This is a genomic window from Jeotgalibacillus sp. ET6 (assembly GCF_029667115.1).
Classification (GTDB): domain Bacteria; phylum Bacillota; class Bacilli; order Bacillales; family Jeotgalibacillaceae; genus Jeotgalibacillus.
The window spans coordinates 21,329-40,672 of sequence record NZ_JARUIU010000002.1 but is presented as its reverse complement, the minus strand read 5'-3'; the positions used below and the strand labels follow the sequence as shown (position 1 = coordinate 40,672).

Sequence of the window (19,344 nt, the reverse complement as noted above, 5' to 3'; positions counted from 1 at the left end):
AGCTACCCTCTACTTTCCCGTCGCTTTTTAATTAAAATCAGTCCGAATACAGGTGCGCCAATTAATGCCGTAATCACACCGATCGGCAGCTCTGTCGGGGAAATAATGGTTCTCGCTGCTAAGTCACAAATAATCAGCAGAGTTGCCCCATTTATCACAGAAAGGGGTAGAACATGCCGATGGTCGGCCCCCCACGCCATTCGGACTATATGAGGCACAACCAGGCCAACAAAACCGATGGTGCCTGATACCGCTACAGCCGCTCCAGTCAGCAAAGAACCGGATGCCAGTACGACATATTTTCTCAAACGGACATTCACACCAAGATGCTGTGCACGCTCTTCGCCAAATGCCATGGCATTCAGTTCACGTGCATTCCACATCAACAAGAAAGACCCGATTATGAAAAATGGCGCAATCAGCCGGATATATTCCCAGCCGCGCATGGACACGCTCCCAAGCAGCCAGTTAATAATCTGCCTGAGCTCTTCTCCCGTCAACGCAATCATTAAAGATAAAATCGAACCCAGAAAAGAACTGAATATGATGCCCGTTAAAATGATGGTTTCCATTTTCATCGACCGCTCTACAAAACGTGCAAACCCCAAGACAATAAAGAGGGTTGCCAAAGCTGCTAAGATACTGACAACAGGTAGCGTAAAACTGCCCAATCCAGGCAGCGTAATCCCAAAAAAGATGGTCATCACCGCTCCGACTGATGCCCCTGAAGACACACCGAGTGTATAGGGGTCTGCCAGAGGATTTTTCAGCAAGCCCTGAAAGGAAGCACCTGCAATCGCCAGCGATGCCCCTACCAGCGCTGCCAGCACTACCCGGGGAAAACGAATATCCACCACGATGGTTTTAAGCGTTTGGTCCAGTTCCCCTTGAGTGCCAAAAAGAGAGCCCCAAAATATCTGGAGCATCTCTTTTAAAGGCACCTGCACCGATCCTATTGTGATCGCTAGACAAAAAGCGATCACAAGGAAAATCGATGAAAGTGAATAGCCAATCCATACTTTATTCGCCAAAGACGTCCGGGTAGATGGCTTCAGCAAGCTCTTGTGCTCCTTCTACTAATCTTGGACCTGAGCGATTAACAGGATCAGATGAAACCACATGAAGATCTTCGTTTACGACTGCCTCCACTTCACTGAAGCCTCCATGACCTGTCCATTGTGCAATCGGATCTTCTACGAATTCACCATATGTTAATACAACGGTCTCCGGATTGCGGCTTACGATTTCTTCTTCAGACAACAGCACAAACCCTTCCTGATCCTCTGCTACATTCTCGGCTTGAATCAAATCAAGCATTTCCTGCATAAAGGTATTGCTTCCTGCCACATACACTTCCGGCAGGCCTGACACATCAATCAGCACCTGTTTGCGGTCTTCTTCTGAAAGTTCAGCTGCTTTCTCTTCAATCTCAGCAAAACCATCCTGCATATCGGTTACAACTTGCTCTGCTTCAGCATTTTTCCCTGAAATCTCGCCAATCATGGAAATCGTTTCATAAACCTGATCAAATGAAACGGCGTTTTCAATCACAACCACCGGAATTCCGGCTGCTTCAATTTGCTGCAAGCCGTCTTCCTGCATCGAATTTGAGTCATGCGCTAAAACCACGTCAGGCTCGAGTGAAATAATTTTCTCTACATTAAATTCCAATCCGCCTACTTTTTCTCTATCTTGTACTTCTTCAGGGTAGTTATCATAATCAGAGACTCCTACAATTTCTTCGTCCAGTCCAAGTGCAAACGCAATTTCTGTGTTGCTTGGAATCATTGACACTATTTTTTCAGGCTGCTCCTCAATGGTCACTTCCTGGTCTCTGGCATCCGTCACCGTGACAGGAAATTCACCTTCAGGCGCTGCTTCTTCCGTTTGTTCCGTTTCATTTTCCGCATCTGGTTGGGCTGCAGGTTCCGCATCACTACAGGCTCCTAAAAGACCTAATGCTACGATAAAGCTGCTGATCCATTTCCAATTCTTCATGCTTTTTCCCCCTGATAGTAAACTCTTATTTGCCATGCAGCGAATCGTAAAAGCGGCGTACAACAAAGAAGATCCGCCAGAATCTTTGCCTGCCGTAAACACAAAAAAACATCTCACCGGAAGGAGATGCTGGGTTGCATAAAGAATCGTTTAAGCAAAGTGCTCAATAAAACGAAGCCTGCAACACCGGCCTATCCTCGTAGGCTCTCTGGTGTGATGAATGCAGGCAGGTTTCCTGGCTCAATGGCTCTGTTCATTGCCCCTTCCCATAGCACAGCGCTACAGTGGTGACCAGCAATTCACTCCATTTTACAGTGGCGGGACCGCGCTGGATTTTCACCAGCTTCCCTTTTAACTCTTTTCCTAAATAAAAGAGCACCTGCATCCGTCCGTATCAAAATGTTTTTTCTATCTGCATTATAGCAAATATCGACAGATGAAGCACACTAATTTAAAATGCGCTTGAAAAGAGATCTGGTCACTTCTATCGCAGCCGTATTCTTATCTTAAATGAGAGGTGAGTTCCGTTAATAGTTCCGCATCTTCACGGTCTCCCCCCCTCCTTTTTCTATTCATTCAACGCCTTAATTCGATCACTTTCCAATTTTAGGTTTATTGAACTACCTAATTGGAAATAGACTGGTAGTGGAAGAAAATTCTATTTTTAGCATGGACAATGTGAAGCATCATGGAGTTTTCATTGCGTAAATTTAAAAATGGAGGAATGGTATGAAGAAATTACTCAATCTGAATACGTTGTATATTGCAGCAGGCATTATTGCCCTGGGAGCTTTCTTCATTCCCCTTGGAGTGGATCAATACAATCTTCGTACACAGGGGATCTATTACTTTACGGATAATATGGAAAATTATCATACTAATGCTCATCCTATTGAAGAGGAATATACGGTCGATATTGATTTAACTAATTTAGAGAGTAATAAGGAAAAAGTGCTCTTTGACGATGGGGAAAACCAGATTTATGTCTCGAAAGTAACCGAACCTCGTCCAAATGAATATGAATTGTTTTTTAGATCAAGCGGAGATTTTAGTACAGGCGGCGCCATGATCGTCTCAGGCGTTGAACATAAACATACTTTGGATGGTTGGCAAACTACGTTTCAAGCGGAAGCAGAAGCAGCCTATAACGGAAATACATATACATTAAGTCCACTTGATTATTCAGGCTTATCTTCCAATGAAACAGATGAATTCGCCTTTCATTTAGAGCTGCCGGACGAGATCCTTGAAGAAGAAGGAATCATTGACGTAGCAGTTGCAAATTTATATTTAAACATTTGGGCAGAGAAATAATTTAAACTGTTTTAAGAATGAGTGATGGGGATGCGAAAAACCTCATGTAATCTTATAAAATGAAGAATATTTATCATTAGGATAAGGAGAGCGGAGCGGAAGGTGGCGACTCCTGCAGGATATGACGGCAAGCTGAGACTTTGCAGGGCAGGCCCTGGAAAGGCTCAGCGCCGTCCCTGCGGAAAGCGTCCGCCTGAAGCGAAGTGAACCGGTCAAAGAGCTTGAGACATTTTTGTCTCAAGCTCTTTGTTGTTTTCTATATTCTTATTTTTTAATTTCAAGGGGGCGCAGGGATGCTTCGATTTCTTTGCGGCGTGGCTCCAAAAATGGCGGCAGCGCCAGCGATTCACCGAGGTGATCCATGTCTTCGTCTGTTGCAAAGCCTGGCTGATCCGTAGCGAGTTCAAAAAGAATGCCATTAGCTTCTCTGAAATAAATCGAACGGAAGTAAAAACGGTCTACCTCACCTGATGTCTGCAAACCGAAGCTGCGCAGACGGTCATCCCACTTGTCATACTCTTCATAGGTTGGGATACGGAAGGCAACATGGTGAACACTTCCTCTTCCTGGACGCTCTGGCGGAAGGTCCGGTCTTTCTTCAATATGCACTTCGGCTCCGGTGCCGCCTTCACCAACAGACATCACCTGAATCGCCGGGAAGTCTCCTGCATTTGATGCATATTCGCCTGCCTTTTTAAAGCCAAGCACTTTTTCGAGCACTTCAATGGTGCGGTCTGCATAGCGGACTGTCAATGTGACGGGACCAAGCCCCACGATCGCATGCTCTTCAGGGATGCCAGCACCTGTCCAGGGAATTCCCGGAGCTACCCCTTCTTCTTCGTTATCCGCTACCAGCATCAAACGTGATCCCTCATTGTCTTCAAAATAAAGCGATTCGCGATTCGCACGTTTTTGAATATCCTCATGCTTAATAGAAAGCTCTTCAAATCTTTTTTTCCAGTAGTGAAGTGAATCGGTTGTTGGTACGCGGAAAGCTGTGTTTGAGATGCTTGATACTCCCGGATAGGTTCTTCCCGCCATCGGGATATCAAAATACGTCATATCTGTTCCGGCACTTCCCACTGCATCAGCATAAAACAAATGATAGGAAGATGTACTGTCCTGGTTTACTGTTCTTTTAACTAAACGCATGCCTAGCACGCGTGTGAAGAAATCGTAATTTTCCTCTGCTTGTCCTGTTATAGCAGATACATGGTGAATTCCTGTTACATTCATGAATAACACTCCTTTTTAATTATCTTGAATTCGAGATGTTTAAATTGATTATAATACGCTTTACCTTATAATGCAAGCAGTTCGATTAATTGATGCATGAAAAAAGCCGCCCTCCCTTAAAAGAGTGCGGCAGACTTGTTTCTGCACTTTTGAAAGGGTTGTACATTACTGATTCTGCAGCTGAACGAGCGTCTCCTTAGCAAAATCATGATACGGACTATGAGGAAGTGTGGATAATTGGGCAACCGCTTTTTCTGCATAAGGAATGGCTTTTTCACGCTGGCCTTTTTGAGCAAAGCAGAGTGCACGGTAGCTGTCGATTGTATAAATCATCGCCAGATCAAAAGGATGTGTGGCGTAGCTCGGGTGCTCAAAAAATTCAAACTGTTCTAAAGCCTCATCGATCATTCCTTTTCCGTAAAAGGCTTTTCCTTTTTCTAAATAGAAATTCCCGCCCAAACTCTCTCCAACCTTTTCAATTAATTCTTTCAGGTCGGCTAAAATGGATAATGCCTGATCATGATCTTTGGTGTACTCATTATGATAATGTGCTTCAATAAACAACGCATAGCCTAACGTTTCATCATTATCTGTAAATAATGCAAACTGTCTTGATTTCAAAATATAATGGTTAAAGTTTTCTTCATCTTTATTTACTAATGCATGAAACGCGGCTAAACGGTAAATATCGTCCATTAAATAATACACGCGTTTTTGCTTTGAGTATTTTATAAGATTGGTTAATACTTCTCTTCCGCGACCGTATTCTCCAAGTCCATATAAAATGATTAACTCAGCATAGTCCAATTCAATTTGTACGACTGGCTCAATAACAATATTTTTATCTTTGTACTCTTTTTTGAATACTTCAATTTGATCAAGAGCCTTTTCAAAAGACCCGACTTTCATATCTTCATATAAGAAACGGATTTTGGCTTTTAGGGCTTGATTGAACAATGATAATGATTCATAAATCCGAACGGATTCTTCAATCGCTTCATGCCCTTCCTTTGATCTTTCCAAGACGAGCAGACATCTGCCCCCTAGTTCATAGAGTCGTCCCGTTTCATACGTTGTCGGGAGTTTTTGATTAAACAGCGGACTGATTTTTTCATAAATTTTTTGAAGTAAGTGTTTTACTTTATCTATTGAAAATTCTTTTTCAGCTTCTTCGATTTGATCTTCTATTTGAACTAAAAGTTGTTTGATTTCTTCAGTGGAACGTTCTTCCAATAAAAGATGCACATCCACACCAAGCTGACGTGCAATATGCGCTAAGCTTTCCATCGATGGCTTCGCTTTGCCGTTTTCAATTAAACTCAGCATTCCTTTTGTGAGCTGATCACCCGCAACTTCTACGAGCGTCATCCCTTTTTCTTTTCGTAGCTCTTTGATGCGTTCTCCAAGTTCATTCATGCTGTTACCACTGCTTTCTTTAGACTGATTTCTTTTCTATAGTTTAATTATATTAAACTTTAACTTGAATTGAAAGAATTAAGATGCTACGATAAGTTTAATTAAATTAAACTGTAAAAACAGGAGATGAGAAATGATGACTGAGACTCAACGGATTAAGCGAGCCACCCGCAATCTTTACCTATTTACCGGAAGTGAATTTGTCGGAACCATCGGCGCTCATATTTATATGTTCGGAATCGGGTTATTTGTTTTAGGGCTGACAGGCTCTGCTTCGAGCTTTGCCCTCACGATGCTCTGTTCCATGATTCCCCGCATTATTTTTTCACCCATCGCCGGGCATATTTTGGACCGGCTGCCTAAAAAGCCTGTTGTTGTTGCTTCCCACGCTCTTATGACCGTGACGATGGCGATCGTTTTCATTTACACCTTACTCAACGGTTTATCCCTGCCCGTTATTTATTTTACCTCCGCTTTTTTGTCTGTCTTTGCCACTTTTTCAGGTATTGGACTAACAGCTGCTATTGCAAATTTTATTGATGAGCCGAGAATCCAGCGTGCAGTATCGCTAACCCAGTCCTCTACCTCACTTGCCAGTATTTTAGGTCCCATTCTTGGCGGTGTGATGTACGGATACTTTTCAATTGAAGTTTTTTTACTTTGTCACGCTGTAGCATATGGAGTTGTCGCCATTCTTGAAGCAAATATTCATTTTACTTTATTTAAAAAGCCTGCTGCTGAAAAAGAAAATGCTTCTTTGACAACTAATCAATCCATGTTCAGCAGCATTAAAGATGGAGCTGTTTATGTAAAAAATCATCACGTTCTTTTTTCAATAATGACAGTCGCTCTTTGGGTAAATTTTTTCTTTATGGCAATGACTGTCGGTCTTCCTTTTATTATCATCGAAGTGCTGCAGGCTTCTTCTCAACAATTAGGGTTAATCGAGGCAATGCTTGGCGTTGGTACTCTGTTAACATCCGTTTTTATCGCAACTCGTCCTGAATTTAAAAAGCCCATCCGCACCATTCGCGGAGGACTTTTATCGCTGGGGATTATATTTGCTTTAATCGCCGTTCCTTTACTCATATCCATGCCTGACTTTGGCTTTGTTGGTTTTTACATGGCAACTGGATTTATGATGGGTTTACTCATGGTCATGATCAACACGCCTATTATGGTTATTCTTCAAAAAACAACTCCCGAAAGCTACAGAGGACGTGTATTCGGGTTACTTGAAATGCTGGCTACAGGGATCTCTCCGATTGGATTAGTCCTTTATGGATTCCTGTATGATGTTGTGTCCCCTCAATGGATTATTCTCGCTTCAGCCGGCATGCTTTTTTCAGTGACCTTATATGGCTTGCGTGGATCCCGTGTGAAGGATGAGCCTCTTCCAGCAAAAAAAGATCCCGCTCTTCAGGAGGTTTCGGAAAGTCTATCCTCCTGACCCATCGCTAAAAAAGCACCTCAAAAGACAGACTTCACTTCTGCCTTCAGGGGTGCTTTATTGCCTTAAACGTTAATCCATGAATTCTACTTCGTATTGGTTCAGGATGTTTCCTTCAGCATCAAAATAGGAAACCGGCAGAGTCTCCATTTCCTCCAGCGTTTCCGGCAGATCGAATAAAATCCAATAGCCCGCTCCGTCTTTAGTTTTAAATACTTTCGCTTCTTCATCCTTCAGTGACACTTTATCTGTGTCTTCATTCACTTTGGCATAAAGCAGCTTGGAATTTCCTGCATTTTCAATAACCGTAGCGGAGTCCTGGGGCCGGTCATCACCAAAGCTGTGCTTCCACCCAAAGACCCCTTTTCGAAAGATATTCACGCTGTTTTTTGTAAACACAGCCGCTACCGTGTGGTCCCTGTTGTATTCGATCGTATAGTCTGCTGCAGCTGAAACCTCAGCTGCCACGGCTTCTTCCGGGGTTTCAAATGTTCCGGCCATGGTTTCTATGATGGCCATAACGCCGTAAAATACTGAAAAGAAAAAGATAATGGCTAAAATCATTCTTCGCCTCTGCTGTTTCATCCGTTCCCCTCCGCTCTGTTTTTCTTTCGTTCTAAAAGCCGCATTCGTTTGTTTTTTGATTATACCTCTTATTCTTTCCTGATCCTGTCGAAAAAAATCATAAAAAAAGCCGCCAAATGGCGACTTTTTTCATCAGGCTAATGCCTGTTCCAAATCTATGAGCAAATCTTCAATGTCTTCTATTCCTACTGAAATTCGAACCAAACCATCCGTTATGCCCAGCTCAGCACGGCGCTCCGGAGGAATGGATGCATGCGTCATTTTGGCTGGAAGAGAGATCAGGCTTTCGACAGCTCCAAGACTTTCTGCCAGCGTGAAGTAGCGTACTTTTTTCAAGACCTCTTCTGCTTTCTCAGCGCTTCCTACATCAAACGAGATCATACCGCCAAATCCGCGCGACTGCTTTTGAGCAATTTCATGTCCTGGGTGTGATTTAATGCCTGGATAGTGAATTTTTGAAATGCCTTCGTGCTTTTCTAAGAAGGCAACAATTTCTTTCGCGTTTACTTCGTGCTCTTCCATTCGGAGTCCGAGGGTTTTCAAGCCTCTGATTAGCAGCCATGAATCCTGTGGTCCAAGAATGGCTCCGACCGAGTTTTGCATAAAATGCACTCGTTCAGCCAGTTCATTTGAGTTTACAACAACCAGACCTGCTACAACATCACTGTGTCCGCCGATGTATTTTGTCGCGCTGTGAAGAACAATATCAGCACCATGATCAATCGGTGTCTGCCAGTACGGTGTTGTAAACGTATTGTCCACAATCGTCAGTAAACCGTGTTCTTTTGCCACTGCTGATACAGCAGCAATATCTGTTACTTTCAATAATGGATTCGTCGGTGTTTCAATGAATACAGCTTTTGTATTTTCCTGAACAGCAGCTGCAACATTTTCCGGATTGCTCGTGTCAACAAACGTCGAATCAATGCCCAGCTGGTTTAATACTTTTGTCATGACACGGAAAGAGCCGCCGTACACGTCATCGGTCATAACAATGTGAGATCCTGCGCCAAACATCATCATGACAGAAGAAATGGCTGCCATTCCTGATCCAAATGCAAAGCCTGCGACTCCATTTTCAAGGTCCCGAATCAATTCTTCCAATGCGTGTCGGGTCGGGTTGCCTGTACGTGAATACTCATATCCGTTGCGAAGTCCGCCAACGCCGTCCTGCTTATACGTGCTCACCTGATAAATAGGTGTAGAAACGGCGCCTGTGGCTTCATCGCCAAAAATCCCGCCGTGAATTAATTTTGTTTTTGGTTTCATACTTTAAATTCCACCTTCGTATATGTTCTGACTTAAGTACCGTTCACTGCTGTCTGCAAAAACGGTAACGATGTGTGCGCCAGGCTCCGCTGTCTCTGCTTCCTTCAGGGCTGCATGAAATGCTGCACCTGACGAACTGCCGACAAGAAGACCTTCTTTTGCGGCAAGCTCTTTAACCCAGTAAAAGGCATCCGCATCATCAACTGTGTGAATCGCATTAAAATACGACCGGTCCATGTAATCCGGTAAAAACTCCATGCCGATTCCTTCTGTTTTATGGGGACCGTTTTCCCCGCCATTAATCGTTGAACCCTCAGGCTCGACAATCACGGTTTTAATCTTGCTGTTCTGTTCTTTTAGATAACGGGCAGTTCCCATGAATGTTCCGCCAGTGCCTGCGCCAGCGACAAAAACATCCACTTTCCCGTCCATGTCCTGCCAGATTTCAGGCCCCATTGTTTTATAATACGTCATGGGATTTGCAGGGTTGCCAAACTGGGCAGGAGAAAAGGAGCCTTCTGTTTCCCTTACCAGTTCTTCTGACTTTTGAATGGCGCCCCTCATGCCTTTTTCAGTTGGTGTATTTACCACCGTCGCGCCAAGTGCGCGCATCAGCGTTTGCTTTTCTACACTGAACTTTTCCGGCACAACAAACACAACCTGAAAGCCTCTGCCTGCTGCTGCAAGAGCCAGACCGATTCCTGTGTTTCCTGCGGTCGGCTCAATGATGGTGCCGCCGGGCTTCAGCTTTCCTCTTTGAATCGCATCCTCAATAAGCTCCAATCCAAGGCGGTCTTTGACACTTCCGCCTGGGTTGAAAAATTCCAATTTGGCAAAAATGCGTACACCATTTGGAATTGAAATATTAGATAGTTCAACGATTGGTGTTTTCCCAATCAATGCTTGCACATTTTTTGCTACATTCATTTACGCTTCCTCACCAAAAACGTCCTTCCACTCATCACGCTTCGCCAGCATGTCACGGGCAATTTCCTTTGCACCTTCTAAGCTATGATTCGCTGCCCAGCCGCATTGCACTTCGTTGCAGGCAGGCACTTCTGTGGCTTGGAGTACATCGTTTAAGGTTTTTTCCAGCACGTCCAGTACTTCATCGTAGTTGTTATGATTGATGACAGATAAATAAAATCCTGTCTGGCAGCCCATAGGACCGATATCAATCACATTTGTCATATGATTGCGGATATTCTCTGCCATTAAATGCTCGATTGAATGAAGGCCATCCATTTTCATATGCTCTTTATTTGGCTGCTTAAAGCGAACATCGTATTTATGGATTTCGTCTCCGTTGTGTCCTGACGTTACACCTACAAGTCTTACATATGGAGCTGCTACTTTTGTATGGTCAAGGTTAAAGCTTTCTACATTCATTTTTTTCGTCATGATTCAATCTCCCCTTTACGCAAATTTAGTCCGTTGTCTTTATCTTATAGCTTCATTTATTCGCTGTACAGAGAAAGCCATTGAATTTAGCGGTTAACATCCTACGCTTTTTTAGCGTGGATCAGCCATACATAATCATTTAGCTGAGTAAAAGCGACAGTAAATCCCGCTTCCTGAAACAGGGCCTCCATAATAGGCTTTGTTGTATAATACTCCCTCTTTAAATCTTCAAGAAGATTGATGTACCCTTGAGCCCCTACTTTTTCCCACTGCTTTTTGCGGGCAATGTCACTTTCGAACATCGTATCTGCAAACACAACCTGACCATCTTCAGAAAGTACTTTCCGGTAATAAAGCACGGCTTCTTTCTTTTCCTCATCGGTTAGATGATGAAACGCATACGTGCTGACCAGTGTTTGCACCGGCTCCTCAGGAAGCGGAAAGCTCGTGAAGTCGCCGTCCTCTATCTGCAGCTCGGGAAAACGCTGCTTGGTGTGCGCTCTCATCGCCGCATTCGGTTCAATACCTACTACTTTAATCCCTTTTTTCAAAAGCTTCTCTGTTAAGTTCCCGGTGCCGACGCCAAATTCCACTGTCAGTCCCTGCGCAGCATCCGCAACTTTTTGCAATATATCATCGTAGCCGGCAAAAACTTCACGGTACTCCTCGTCTTTGCCGCTAACGGATTCATCATAGCTATCGATCCACTCATCAAAAATTTCTACAAATTCACGACCCATAATCTGCACGCTCCATTCAATTTAAAGTATTCTTACCAATATACTCGGAATAAGAAGGGTCGGTGATTATTTTAGCAAAAAATAAAGCCCCTGTCACCTTTCATGACAGAGGCGTTGATTATGTGGAATCTTTTTGTAGCCCTTTAAAGAGCTTGGGACAAAAGTGTCTCAAGCTCTGCGACCGGTTCACTTCGCTTCAGGCGGACGCTTTCCGCAGGGACGGCGCTGAGCCCTCCTCAGGCTTTGCCTTTCGGGGTCTCAGCTTGCCGTCATATCCTGCAGGAGTCGCCACCTTCCGCTCCGCTCACCTATTACTATTAATAAATATATCCTCTTTTTTTAACTTTTTTGAGTTTGTCTCCAGCCTCTTTAAAGCAACACTCTATCACACTTTAAAAGGGTGACAGGCAATGACGGTGAGGTAGCTGGACCATTCTTTTTTTGCCTGCTGCCATTCCATAGGGTATTGTCCCCACTCCCATGCTGGTTCAAAGCAGCCTTCTTGGGTGAGCTGGGCAGCGTACCAGTAGGCATTTTCTTCCACCACTTCCTCCAACTCACTATACAAAAATGAGTGCTTCTGATTGATGAGAGCAATGGGCTGCAATCCGTATGACGACCATTCATCCTTTGAAAGAGCAAATATATCGTGCAGGTGAGTAGACATTTTTGTAATAATCCGCTGCTGAATTTCTTCCTTGTCGGTAATCTGGGCAAGCCGGTAATAGCATTGAACTTCATGCATATCCCACCTCTCTATTTCTTCCCAGCGCTTCATGACAATTGCTTCCACTTCATTTATTAAAGCAGATGGGATGTGGTCACGATAATAGTGGAAATAGCCCAGTATTTCTGCCGCAGGATTTCCAGGTGTTTTTTCAAAGCCTGTTTCTCCTGTTTCTTCATTTACATTCCACCAGGGAGCCCTCGGCACATGGTTAATGGTGGGCGGAACAATAGGCCAGATGCCCTTTTCGCTGTCAAATTGCGAAGTCAAATACTCAAGTGCCTGCTCAATCATAGGGCGGGAGCTGTCGATTGGCAGCTGGACGAGAAATTGAAGGGCTAAAGTCGTATTCAGGACGGAGGAATCCAGCAGCCGGCTGTCAGGTTCAAGTGCATGGCCAAATCCGCCGTCTGCATTTTGATAGTGCTGCAGTGCGCGGATTACTTCTTTAGCTGTTCCCTCTCCCTGTCGGAAAAAATGAAAGGCTCTGTCCAGTTCGCGGGCCTCCCGTTGAATGTATAAATGGATAGCTGTGACCTGGTCCTTTGTTAAATGTTTAGCCAGTATATTCATCTTATTCCCCCTTTTTTAATACTAGTTCGAGAAAAAAAGCAGGAATCCTTTATTCTGATATCTTGCAATGACATGTTTATCCAATTAAAAACAGCATCGAATCAAATGGATTCAATGCTGTTGATCGTTACATTTTGTCAGGTGCTTCTACACCAATTAATTTCAACGCGTTTTTAAGGGTCTGACGAACAGATTGTATCAGCTGAAGGCGCGCCTTGGTGCGTTCTGGTGAATCTGCATCAAGCACTTTGTTGGCATTGTAAAAGCTGTGAAATGCCGCTGCTGTTTCGTTGATATACGTAGCAATTCTGTGTGGTGTGCGCAGTTCGGCTGCATCTCCAACAACCTGCGGAAAGTCGCCAAGCTTTTTCAGCAGGTCCACTTCTTTTTCTGTTCCAATCAATGATAGATCAGCCGGTGTTGACAGGTCGATTCCCTGTTCTTCTGCCTGACGGATAATGCTGCAGATGCGGGCATGAGCATACTGCGCATAGTAGACCGGATTTTCATTGGATTGTGAAACAGCCAAATCAAGATCAAAGTCCATATGTGAATCTCCGCTGCGCATCGCAAAAAAGTAACGGACAGCATCAAGACCAACTTCGTCCACCAGTTCGCGCATCGTTACCGCTTTTCCGGTACGCTTGCTCATTTTCATTTTCTCGCCGTCTTTATAAAGCTGAACCATTTGAATAACCGCTACTTCAAGGTCATCACGATTATAGCCAAGTGCTTCCACCGCCGCTTTCATGCGTGGAATGTAGCCATGGTGGTCCGCTCCCCAGATATTAATCACTTTATCGAATCCACGTTCAAACTTATCCCGGTGATACGCAAGATCCGGAGTCAGGTAGGTATAAGAGCCGTCATTTTTAATCAGCACACGGTCCTTATCATCTCCAAGCTCCGTTGAACGGAACCAGGTGGCGCCATCCTGTTCGTATACATGACCGCGCTCGTTTAAAGTACGTAACGCTGCGTCAATTTTACCGTTTTTGTATAAGGATGTTTCTGAGAACCATACGTCAAATGGAACCCGGAATGCTTCAAGGTCATCCTGCAGCTTTTTCAGCTCGTACTTTAATCCGTATTCACGGAAAAACGCATATCGCTCTTCTGCCGGCGCATCAATGTATTTATCTCCAAATTCATCTGCGAGCATATTTGCAATTCCAATGATGTCTGCTCCCTGATAGCCGTCTTCAGGCATTTCTTTCTCCCGGCCAAGCGCCTGGAAATAACGCGCCTCTACTGAAATAGCTAAATTGTGTATTTGATTTCCTGCATCATTAATATAATATTCCCGTGAAACATCATAGCCCGCTTTTGCAAGAACGCTGCAAAGGGAATCTCCTACAGCGGCTCCCCTTGCGTGACCAAGATGAAGATCGCCAGTTGGATTAGCAGAAACAAACTCAACCTGGATCTTACGGCCTTTGCCGGCGTCCGTTTCCCCGTATGCTTCACCTGCTTCGAGAATGGCTGGAATTAAGTTATTCAGGTAGGCATTGTCCATATAAAAGTTTATAAAACCCGGTCCGGCAATGTCGATTTTTTGAATAGAGGCTTTTGATGCATCAAAATGCTCTACAATGCCTTCTGCAATCGCACGCGGAGCTTTTTTCGCAATTCGCGCAAGCTGCATCGCCATATTAGTTGAAAAGTCGCCATTTGCTTTATCTTTCGGTGTTTCGAGCACCACTTCCGGCAGCTGCTCTTCTGACGCCAAACCCGCTTTTATTACCGCTGCTTTGATTTCCTGCTTCACATTTTCCTGGACATTTAACACGATGGTCATGTTGATACAGCCTCCTTATACTTAATTGTCATATCGTAGTTTCCTACTGGGCTTCCAGCCATCTCGAGGCCATAGTTGACGTGAAATGTTCCGGCATTGCCTTCCGTTGAGCGGTGAGTGTAGCGCTTCGTTTGCGTAACAAGAGATAACGTGCCATATTCACTTTCATATGTACTCATCATGGCCTCCCCTGTGCGAAATGCAAGCCTCATTTTCAAAGCGCCGCTGCGAAGGATCACGGCCTGGTCTTCTTCCATTTTAACAATGGTCCGCACTGTCCCTGCTTCCTGTGATTCTTCATATTTTAAATAATCAATGTTGTTTTTTGTCATCCATTCACCGGCTGAAGTAAGTGTGAACTCTTCCTTAGAACCGTCTGGCTGAGTAATCACCGTTATCAATTCAATATGGACGGGTGTTGAGTTTTCCACTTTTTTCACTCCTTTCACCGAACATACTGAAAGTAAAACTTGTATATTCCAGTATGCCTTTTTTCTAACCTTTCCATTATAAGAATGTTTCTTATGAATTGCAATGCACTTTTCAGGAGCAGAACGTAAACAATCTGCCGGAGGTCCATCCGGCAGATTGCGTTTTTCTTATTTAATCCATCCTAAAATCATTTCGCGAAGCAGCTTGCTCGCTGTGTTCGCAGTTTGCTCGGAAGGATCATAGATAGGAGCTACTTCTACAAGATCGGCCCCTACTACCTTTACGTCTGATCCTGCGATTGCATGAATAGATGCCAGCAGTTCACGTGACGTAATGCCTCCAGCGTCCACAGTGCCGGTGCCAGGTGCGTGAGCAGGATCAAGCACATCGATATCAATGGTTACATAAACAGGACGTCCTTTGAGAGATGGAAGAATTTCTTTTAATGGCTCGAGAACCTCAAATTTAGAGATATGCATGCCATTTTCCCTGGCCCAATCAAACTCTTCTTTCATTCCGGAACGGATTCCAAATGAATAGACGTTTTGGGGTCCGATATGCTCGGCTATTTTCCGGATTGGCGTGGAATGTGAAAGCGGCTCCCCTTCGTAATCTGTGCGAAGATCCGTGTGGGCGTCCATATGAATAATCGCAAGATCAGGATATTTTTTAGCCACTGCCTTCATGACCGGCCAGGAAACCAGATGCTCCCCGCCCATTCCTAAAGGAAATTTTCCGTCGGCCATTAAACCATCTATATACTCTTCAATCAAATCAATGCTTTTATAAGGATTTCCAAATGGCAGCGGAATGTCCCCTGCGTCAAAATACTTTACCTCTTCAAGCTCGCGATCCAAATACGGACTGTATTCTTCAAGTCCGATGGATACTTCGCGGATCCGCGATGGTCCAAAACGGGAGCCGGGACGGTAGCTGACCGTCCAGTCCATCGGCATCCCGTAGATCACCGCCTGCGCATCCTCATAGCTTGAATGACTTTTTATAAACACATTTCCAGAATAAGCTTCATCAAAACGCATCTCGTTTCCCTCCTATTCCGTCAAATCTTTCACGAACTTCGGCAGAACAAATGACGCATTGTGTAACTCTTTGGTATAGTATTTCGTCTCAATGTCATGAAAGCGTTCTTCAGCAACTTTTAGTGGATCATGTTTTTTGGACCCAAGAGTAAACGCCCAGAGACCGCTTGGATACGTTGGAATATTGGCTGTGTACAGGCGTGTGATCGGGAAGATTTCCTTCACATCACTCATGACCTGCTTAATCAAATCCGCCTTAAACCATGGGTTGTCTGACTGTGCAACAAAAATCCCGTCTTCTTTTAACGCTTTTGAAATGCCTGAATAGAAGCCTTTTGTAAATAGATTGACAGCAGGTCCAACAGGTTCAGTAGAATCGACCATAATGACATCAAATTCATTTTCGCTTTCAGCAATATGCATAAATCCGTCGCCTACGATCACTTCAACACGTGCATCGTCAAGACCGCCGGCAATTTCAGGCAGAAACTTTTTCGAGTACTCGATTACTTTGCCGTCAATTTCAACTAAAGTAGCTTTTTTAACGGAAGGATGCTTTAATACTTCACGGATTACACCGCCGTCTCCTCCGCCTACAACAAGAACGTTTTCAGGATTCGGATGAGTGAAAAGCGGTACATGCGCCACCATTTCATGATAGACAAATTCGTCGCGCTGAGAGGTCATAACCATGCCGTCAAGAAATAGCATATTGCCCCATTCAGCAGTTTCAGCCATTTCAAGATGCTGAAAATCCGTTTTTTCTGTGTGAAGGGTTTTATTTACTTTCATTGTAATACCGAAGTTTTCTGTTTGTTTTTCTGTAAACCAAAATCCTGCCATTTTGCATTCTCCTTTATTACTCTATATTTATAATCGAGTTTGTTCTTGGATTTGTGTCGTTCTATGCATTGTTTTCCACTCTCACAAAATAAAAAACACACATGAAAAATTATAGAGATATCCAGCAGAAATACAAGAGATATTTTACTGGATCAGCACTGAAATATGAATCTGTTCACACATGGAAATACCTGGACTCCTCTTATATTTGCAGAGCTGACTGGAACCCTGTGTTAAAGCAGTTTTTAAAAGAGGAGACGTCTTCTGTTTTTGAAAGGACTGGAAAGGCACTAAATCTATCTCTAACATGACTCGACCTATGGAATCAGCGTTTAAATTCTGCTCATTCCGCTCATACTAACGTAAAAGACGCCTGGGGGTAGGAATTATGGGAAGATTAGAAAGGAGAAAGCGCAGAAAAGCTGGGAAAGCGCTGCGATACAGTTTATTATCCATCGTCCTTGCAGCAGGATTATGGAGCTTATTAGTCGTCGGCTTATATTTTTACGCTAAAACGACCGGGCCGCCATCCGTGGCAGTCAGTCAGTCCACCATTCTTTATTCTGCCGGTGACGAACCTATTGGGGAGCATCATTCAGGAGAAAAAAGATATTGGCAGCCGCTGGATAAAATAGCACCTGATGCGATTGATGCGACGATTGCGATAGAAGATCGAAAGTTTTTTTCTCATAACGGATTTGATTTTAAGCGGATCGCTGGAGCTGTTGTAGCTGATATTCAAGCCATGGCCAAGGTTCAGGGAGCGAGCACGATCTCTCAGCAGTATGCCCGGAATCTTTATCTTTCACATGATAAAACCTGGTCCAGAAAATTTAATGAAGCACTTTATACCGTTCGGCTCGAATGGAATTATGATAAGGACACCATTTTAGAAGGCTATTTAAATACCATATATTATGGTCACGGCGCTTACGGCATTGAAGCTGCCAGTCAGTTTTATTTTGATAAAGCAGCAGAGGATCTAACATTAGCGGAAGCCGCCATGCTTGCCGGCATTCCAAAATCACCTTCCGGCTATTCACCTGTTGACTATTACGATAATGCAAAGGACCGGCAGGAGCTGATCCTGGATGAAATGATATCCAACGGAGCGATTTCAGAAGCGGAAGCAGACGAAGCAAAGCTGGAAGAAATTAAGGTGACAGGTATCCATGCAGACGAAACGGAGGATCTTGCTCCTTATTTTCAGGACGCGGTCTGGGCTGAGCTTGAAGGAGAAATTGGGCTGGAGCCTCATTACTTAAAATACGGCGGACTGAAAATTTACACCACACTGGATCCTGAAAAACAGAAAATTGCTGAAGAAATAATGAGTGAGGTTGTACCGGAAAAATCAAAAATCGAGGTTGGCTTTGCTGCATTGAACCCGAAAAATGGGTATGTAGAGGCTTTAATTGGCGGGAAGGACTACGATTCCAGCCCCTTTAACCGCATGACCCAGGCCGTCCGTCAGCCAGGATCAACGCTAAAGCCCATTCTATATACAGCCGCTCTCGAGCATGGCTTTACCCCGGCAACTACCATGCGAAGCGAACCTACGACCTTTACGTATGATAACGGCAACAGCGAATATTCACCCTTGAACTTTAATCATAAATTTGCAAATGACGACATTACATTAGCTCAGGCGCTTGCTATTTCCGATAATATTTATGCGGTCAAAACGCATGAGTTTCTCGGCCATAATGTGCTCAGTCAAGCCGGCAAACGGTTTGGACTGGAAACAAAAATAGACAACCGTCCTGCAGCAGCTCTCGGAACCTCTGAAGTAGTTCCTCTTCAAATGGTAAACGCGTACAATGTTTTTGCAAATGGAGGAAAACGCACAAAGCCAGTTTTTGTCCGCAGAGTGGAAACGGCAGATGGAAAAGTTATCTATGAGCATAAGGAAAAGCCTGTCAAAGCAGTTGATTCAGACATCGCTTTTGTGATGTCACATATGCTTACAGGAACATTTGATCCAGCTTTAAATGATTATTCCACCGTTACAGGCATTACCCTGCTGAACGAAAAATCGAGAGAATACGGCGCAAAATCAGGCACCACTAATTCTGATCAGTGGATGATTGGATTCTCCCCATCTCTCACAGCGGGAATATGGACAGGGTATGATGAAGGAACAGAAATCACACTGAGTGAAGATAAAGCGATCTCTAAATTAGTTTGGATCCGCTTTATGGAGCGGGCTTTAGAAGGTTCGAAGGAGGAATACTTTGTTCCGCCAGACGGCGTGGTCGCTGTTACTATTGACCCGCACTCCGGCCTGCTTTCATCTGAAGAGTGCGAAGGACAGCGCACTGCCTACTTTTTATCAAAAACAGAACCCGTTGAGGCCTGCTCAAATCAGACTGGCGAGGAAGGCGAAGCACCCGGAGAGCCGGTCATGACACCTCCGGAAGAGCCTGAGGAAATTGAGGAAGCAGATGCCGATACCTGGTTTTTAGATCGATGGTTTTAAAGGTAATACCAGCATAATTGAAAATAGAAGAAACCCCGAGGTG

Annotated in this window: 17 protein-coding genes and 1 riboswitch; of the genes, 3 read left to right on the top strand and 14 right to left on the bottom strand. The window is 44.1% G+C overall.

Annotation, left to right across the window (positions count from 1 at the left end; translation table 11 throughout):
* Positions 1–2: 2 nt before the first annotated feature.
* The gene (locus P6709_RS05190; RefSeq protein WP_278239841.1) at positions 3–1,058 is read right to left on the bottom strand and encodes a FecCD family ABC transporter permease; all 1,056 of its coding nucleotides are present in this window, start codon (positions 1,056–1,058) and stop codon (positions 3–5) included.
* Positions 1,021–1,998, bottom strand: coding sequence for an ABC transporter substrate-binding protein (locus P6709_RS05185; protein WP_278239840.1), 978 nt, complete (start codon positions 1,996–1,998; stop codon positions 1,021–1,023). Before P6709_RS05185 ends, P6709_RS05190 begins: the two co-directional genes overlap by 38 nt.
* 208 nt (positions 1,999–2,206) lie before the next feature.
* Positions 2,207–2,396: riboswitch (cobalamin riboswitch) on the bottom strand.
* A gap of 331 nt (positions 2,397–2,727) precedes the next feature.
* Between P6709_RS05185 and P6709_RS05180 the strand changes: the two genes are divergently transcribed.
* Positions 2,728–3,312 (top strand): hypothetical protein, encoded by a 585-nt coding sequence (locus tag P6709_RS05180; RefSeq protein ID WP_278239839.1) that lies wholly within the window; start codon positions 2,728–2,730, stop codon positions 3,310–3,312.
* A 264-nt stretch (positions 3,313–3,576) separates the two neighbouring features.
* On the opposite strand, the gene P6709_RS05175 is transcribed toward P6709_RS05180, so the two are convergent.
* A complete protein-coding gene (locus P6709_RS05175) occupies positions 3,577–4,548 on the bottom strand; it encodes a ring-cleaving dioxygenase (protein ID WP_278239838.1) in 972 nt (323 codons plus the stop codon).
* A gap of 165 nt (positions 4,549–4,713) precedes the next feature.
* Entirely contained in the window at positions 4,714–5,964 is a 1,251-nt protein-coding gene (locus tag P6709_RS05170) for a helix-turn-helix domain-containing protein (protein WP_278239837.1), read from the bottom strand.
* 136 nt (positions 5,965–6,100) lie between these two features.
* Between P6709_RS05170 and P6709_RS05165 the strand changes: the two genes are divergently transcribed.
* The gene (locus tag P6709_RS05165) at positions 6,101–7,414 is read left to right on the top strand and encodes an MFS transporter (RefSeq protein ID WP_278239836.1); all 1,314 of its coding nucleotides are present in this window, start codon (positions 6,101–6,103) and stop codon (positions 7,412–7,414) included.
* Between the two features lie 72 nt (positions 7,415–7,486).
* On the opposite strand, the gene P6709_RS05160 is transcribed toward P6709_RS05165, so the two are convergent.
* The 10 genes from P6709_RS05160 to speE form a co-directional block, all read right to left on the bottom strand.
* Positions 7,487–7,999 carry a hypothetical protein gene (locus P6709_RS05160; RefSeq protein ID WP_278239835.1) on the bottom strand — a complete coding sequence of 171 codons (513 nt, stop codon included), beginning with the start codon at positions 7,997–7,999 and terminating at the stop codon, positions 7,487–7,489.
* A gap of 132 nt (positions 8,000–8,131) precedes the next feature.
* Entirely contained in the window at positions 8,132–9,268 is a 1,137-nt protein-coding gene (locus P6709_RS05155) for a bifunctional cystathionine gamma-lyase/homocysteine desulfhydrase (RefSeq protein ID WP_278239834.1), read from the bottom strand.
* A gap of 3 nt (positions 9,269–9,271) precedes the next feature.
* Positions 9,272–10,195 (bottom strand): cysteine synthase A, encoded by a 924-nt coding sequence (gene cysK, locus P6709_RS05150; protein WP_278239833.1) that lies wholly within the window; start codon positions 10,193–10,195, stop codon positions 9,272–9,274.
* Positions 10,196–10,669, bottom strand: a complete 474-nt coding sequence (locus tag P6709_RS05145) for an S-ribosylhomocysteine lyase (RefSeq protein ID WP_278239832.1) — start codon at positions 10,667–10,669, stop codon at positions 10,196–10,198.
* Between the two features lie 101 nt (positions 10,670–10,770).
* Positions 10,771–11,409, bottom strand: a complete 639-nt coding sequence (locus P6709_RS05140) for a class I SAM-dependent methyltransferase (protein ID WP_278239831.1) — start codon at positions 11,407–11,409, stop codon at positions 10,771–10,773.
* Between the two features lie 385 nt (positions 11,410–11,794).
* Positions 11,795–12,709, bottom strand: coding sequence for a hypothetical protein (locus P6709_RS05135; protein WP_278239830.1), 915 nt, complete (start codon positions 12,707–12,709; stop codon positions 11,795–11,797).
* 127 nt (positions 12,710–12,836) lie between these two features.
* Entirely contained in the window at positions 12,837–14,507 is a 1,671-nt protein-coding gene (gene argS / locus P6709_RS05130) for an arginine--tRNA ligase (RefSeq protein ID WP_278239829.1), read from the bottom strand.
* A complete protein-coding gene (locus tag P6709_RS05125; RefSeq protein ID WP_278239828.1) occupies positions 14,504–14,938 on the bottom strand; it encodes a DUF1934 domain-containing protein in 435 nt (144 codons plus the stop codon). The genes argS and P6709_RS05125 overlap by 4 nt, the downstream gene beginning before the upstream one ends.
* A 168-nt stretch (positions 14,939–15,106) precedes the next feature.
* A complete protein-coding gene (gene speB, locus P6709_RS05120; RefSeq protein ID WP_278239827.1) occupies positions 15,107–15,979 on the bottom strand; it encodes an agmatinase in 873 nt (290 codons plus the stop codon).
* A 12-nt stretch (positions 15,980–15,991) separates the two neighbouring features.
* Positions 15,992–16,822: a spermidine synthase gene (gene speE / locus P6709_RS05115; protein ID WP_278239826.1), complete on the bottom strand. Its 831-nt coding sequence runs from the start codon at positions 16,820–16,822 to the stop codon at positions 15,992–15,994.
* A gap of 388 nt (positions 16,823–17,210) precedes the next feature.
* Here speE and P6709_RS05110 point away from each other — a divergent pair, with 388 nt between their 5' ends.
* Entirely contained in the window at positions 17,211–19,301 is a 2,091-nt protein-coding gene (locus tag P6709_RS05110; RefSeq protein WP_278239825.1) for a transglycosylase domain-containing protein, read from the top strand.
* Positions 19,302–19,344: the final 43 nt, after the last annotated feature.

Bases quoted from the DNA above. Each gene is read 5' to 3' on its own strand.
- P6709_RS05185 (WP_278239840.1), bottom strand. From the start codon at position 1,998: ATGAAGAATTGGAAATGGATCAGCAGCTTTATCGTAGCATTAGGTCTT.
- P6709_RS05180 (WP_278239839.1), top strand. From the start codon at position 2,728: ATGAAGAAATTACTCAATCTGAATACGTTGTATATTGCAGCAGGCATT.
- P6709_RS05175 (WP_278239838.1), bottom strand. From the start codon at position 4,548: ATGAATGTAACAGGAATTCACCATGTATCTGCTATAACAGGACAAGCA.
- P6709_RS05170 (WP_278239837.1), bottom strand. From the start codon at position 5,964: ATGAATGAACTTGGAGAACGCATCAAAGAGCTACGAAAAGAAAAAGGG.
- P6709_RS05165 (WP_278239836.1), top strand. From the start codon at position 6,101: ATGACTGAGACTCAACGGATTAAGCGAGCCACCCGCAATCTTTACCTA.
- P6709_RS05160 (WP_278239835.1), bottom strand. From the start codon at position 7,999: ATGAAACAGCAGAGGCGAAGAATGATTTTAGCCATTATCTTTTTCTTT.
- P6709_RS05155 (WP_278239834.1), bottom strand. From the start codon at position 9,268: ATGAAACCAAAAACAAAATTAATTCACGGCGGGATTTTTGGCGATGAA.
- cysK (WP_278239833.1), bottom strand. From the start codon at position 10,195: ATGAATGTAGCAAAAAATGTGCAAGCATTGATTGGGAAAACACCAATC.
- P6709_RS05145 (WP_278239832.1), bottom strand. From the start codon at position 10,669: ATGACGAAAAAAATGAATGTAGAAAGCTTTAACCTTGACCATACAAAA.
- P6709_RS05140 (WP_278239831.1), bottom strand. From the start codon at position 11,409: ATGGGTCGTGAATTTGTAGAAATTTTTGATGAGTGGATCGATAGCTAT.
- P6709_RS05135 (WP_278239830.1), bottom strand. From the start codon at position 12,709: ATGAATATACTGGCTAAACATTTAACAAAGGACCAGGTCACAGCTATC.
- argS (WP_278239829.1), bottom strand. From the start codon at position 14,507: ATGACCATCGTGTTAAATGTCCAGGAAAATGTGAAGCAGGAAATCAAA.
- speB (WP_278239827.1), bottom strand. From the start codon at position 15,979: ATGCGTTTTGATGAAGCTTATTCTGGAAATGTGTTTATAAAAAGTCAT.
- speE (WP_278239826.1), bottom strand. From the start codon at position 16,822: ATGGCAGGATTTTGGTTTACAGAAAAACAAACAGAAAACTTCGGTATT.
- P6709_RS05110 (WP_278239825.1), top strand. From the start codon at position 17,211: ATGGGAAGATTAGAAAGGAGAAAGCGCAGAAAAGCTGGGAAAGCGCTG.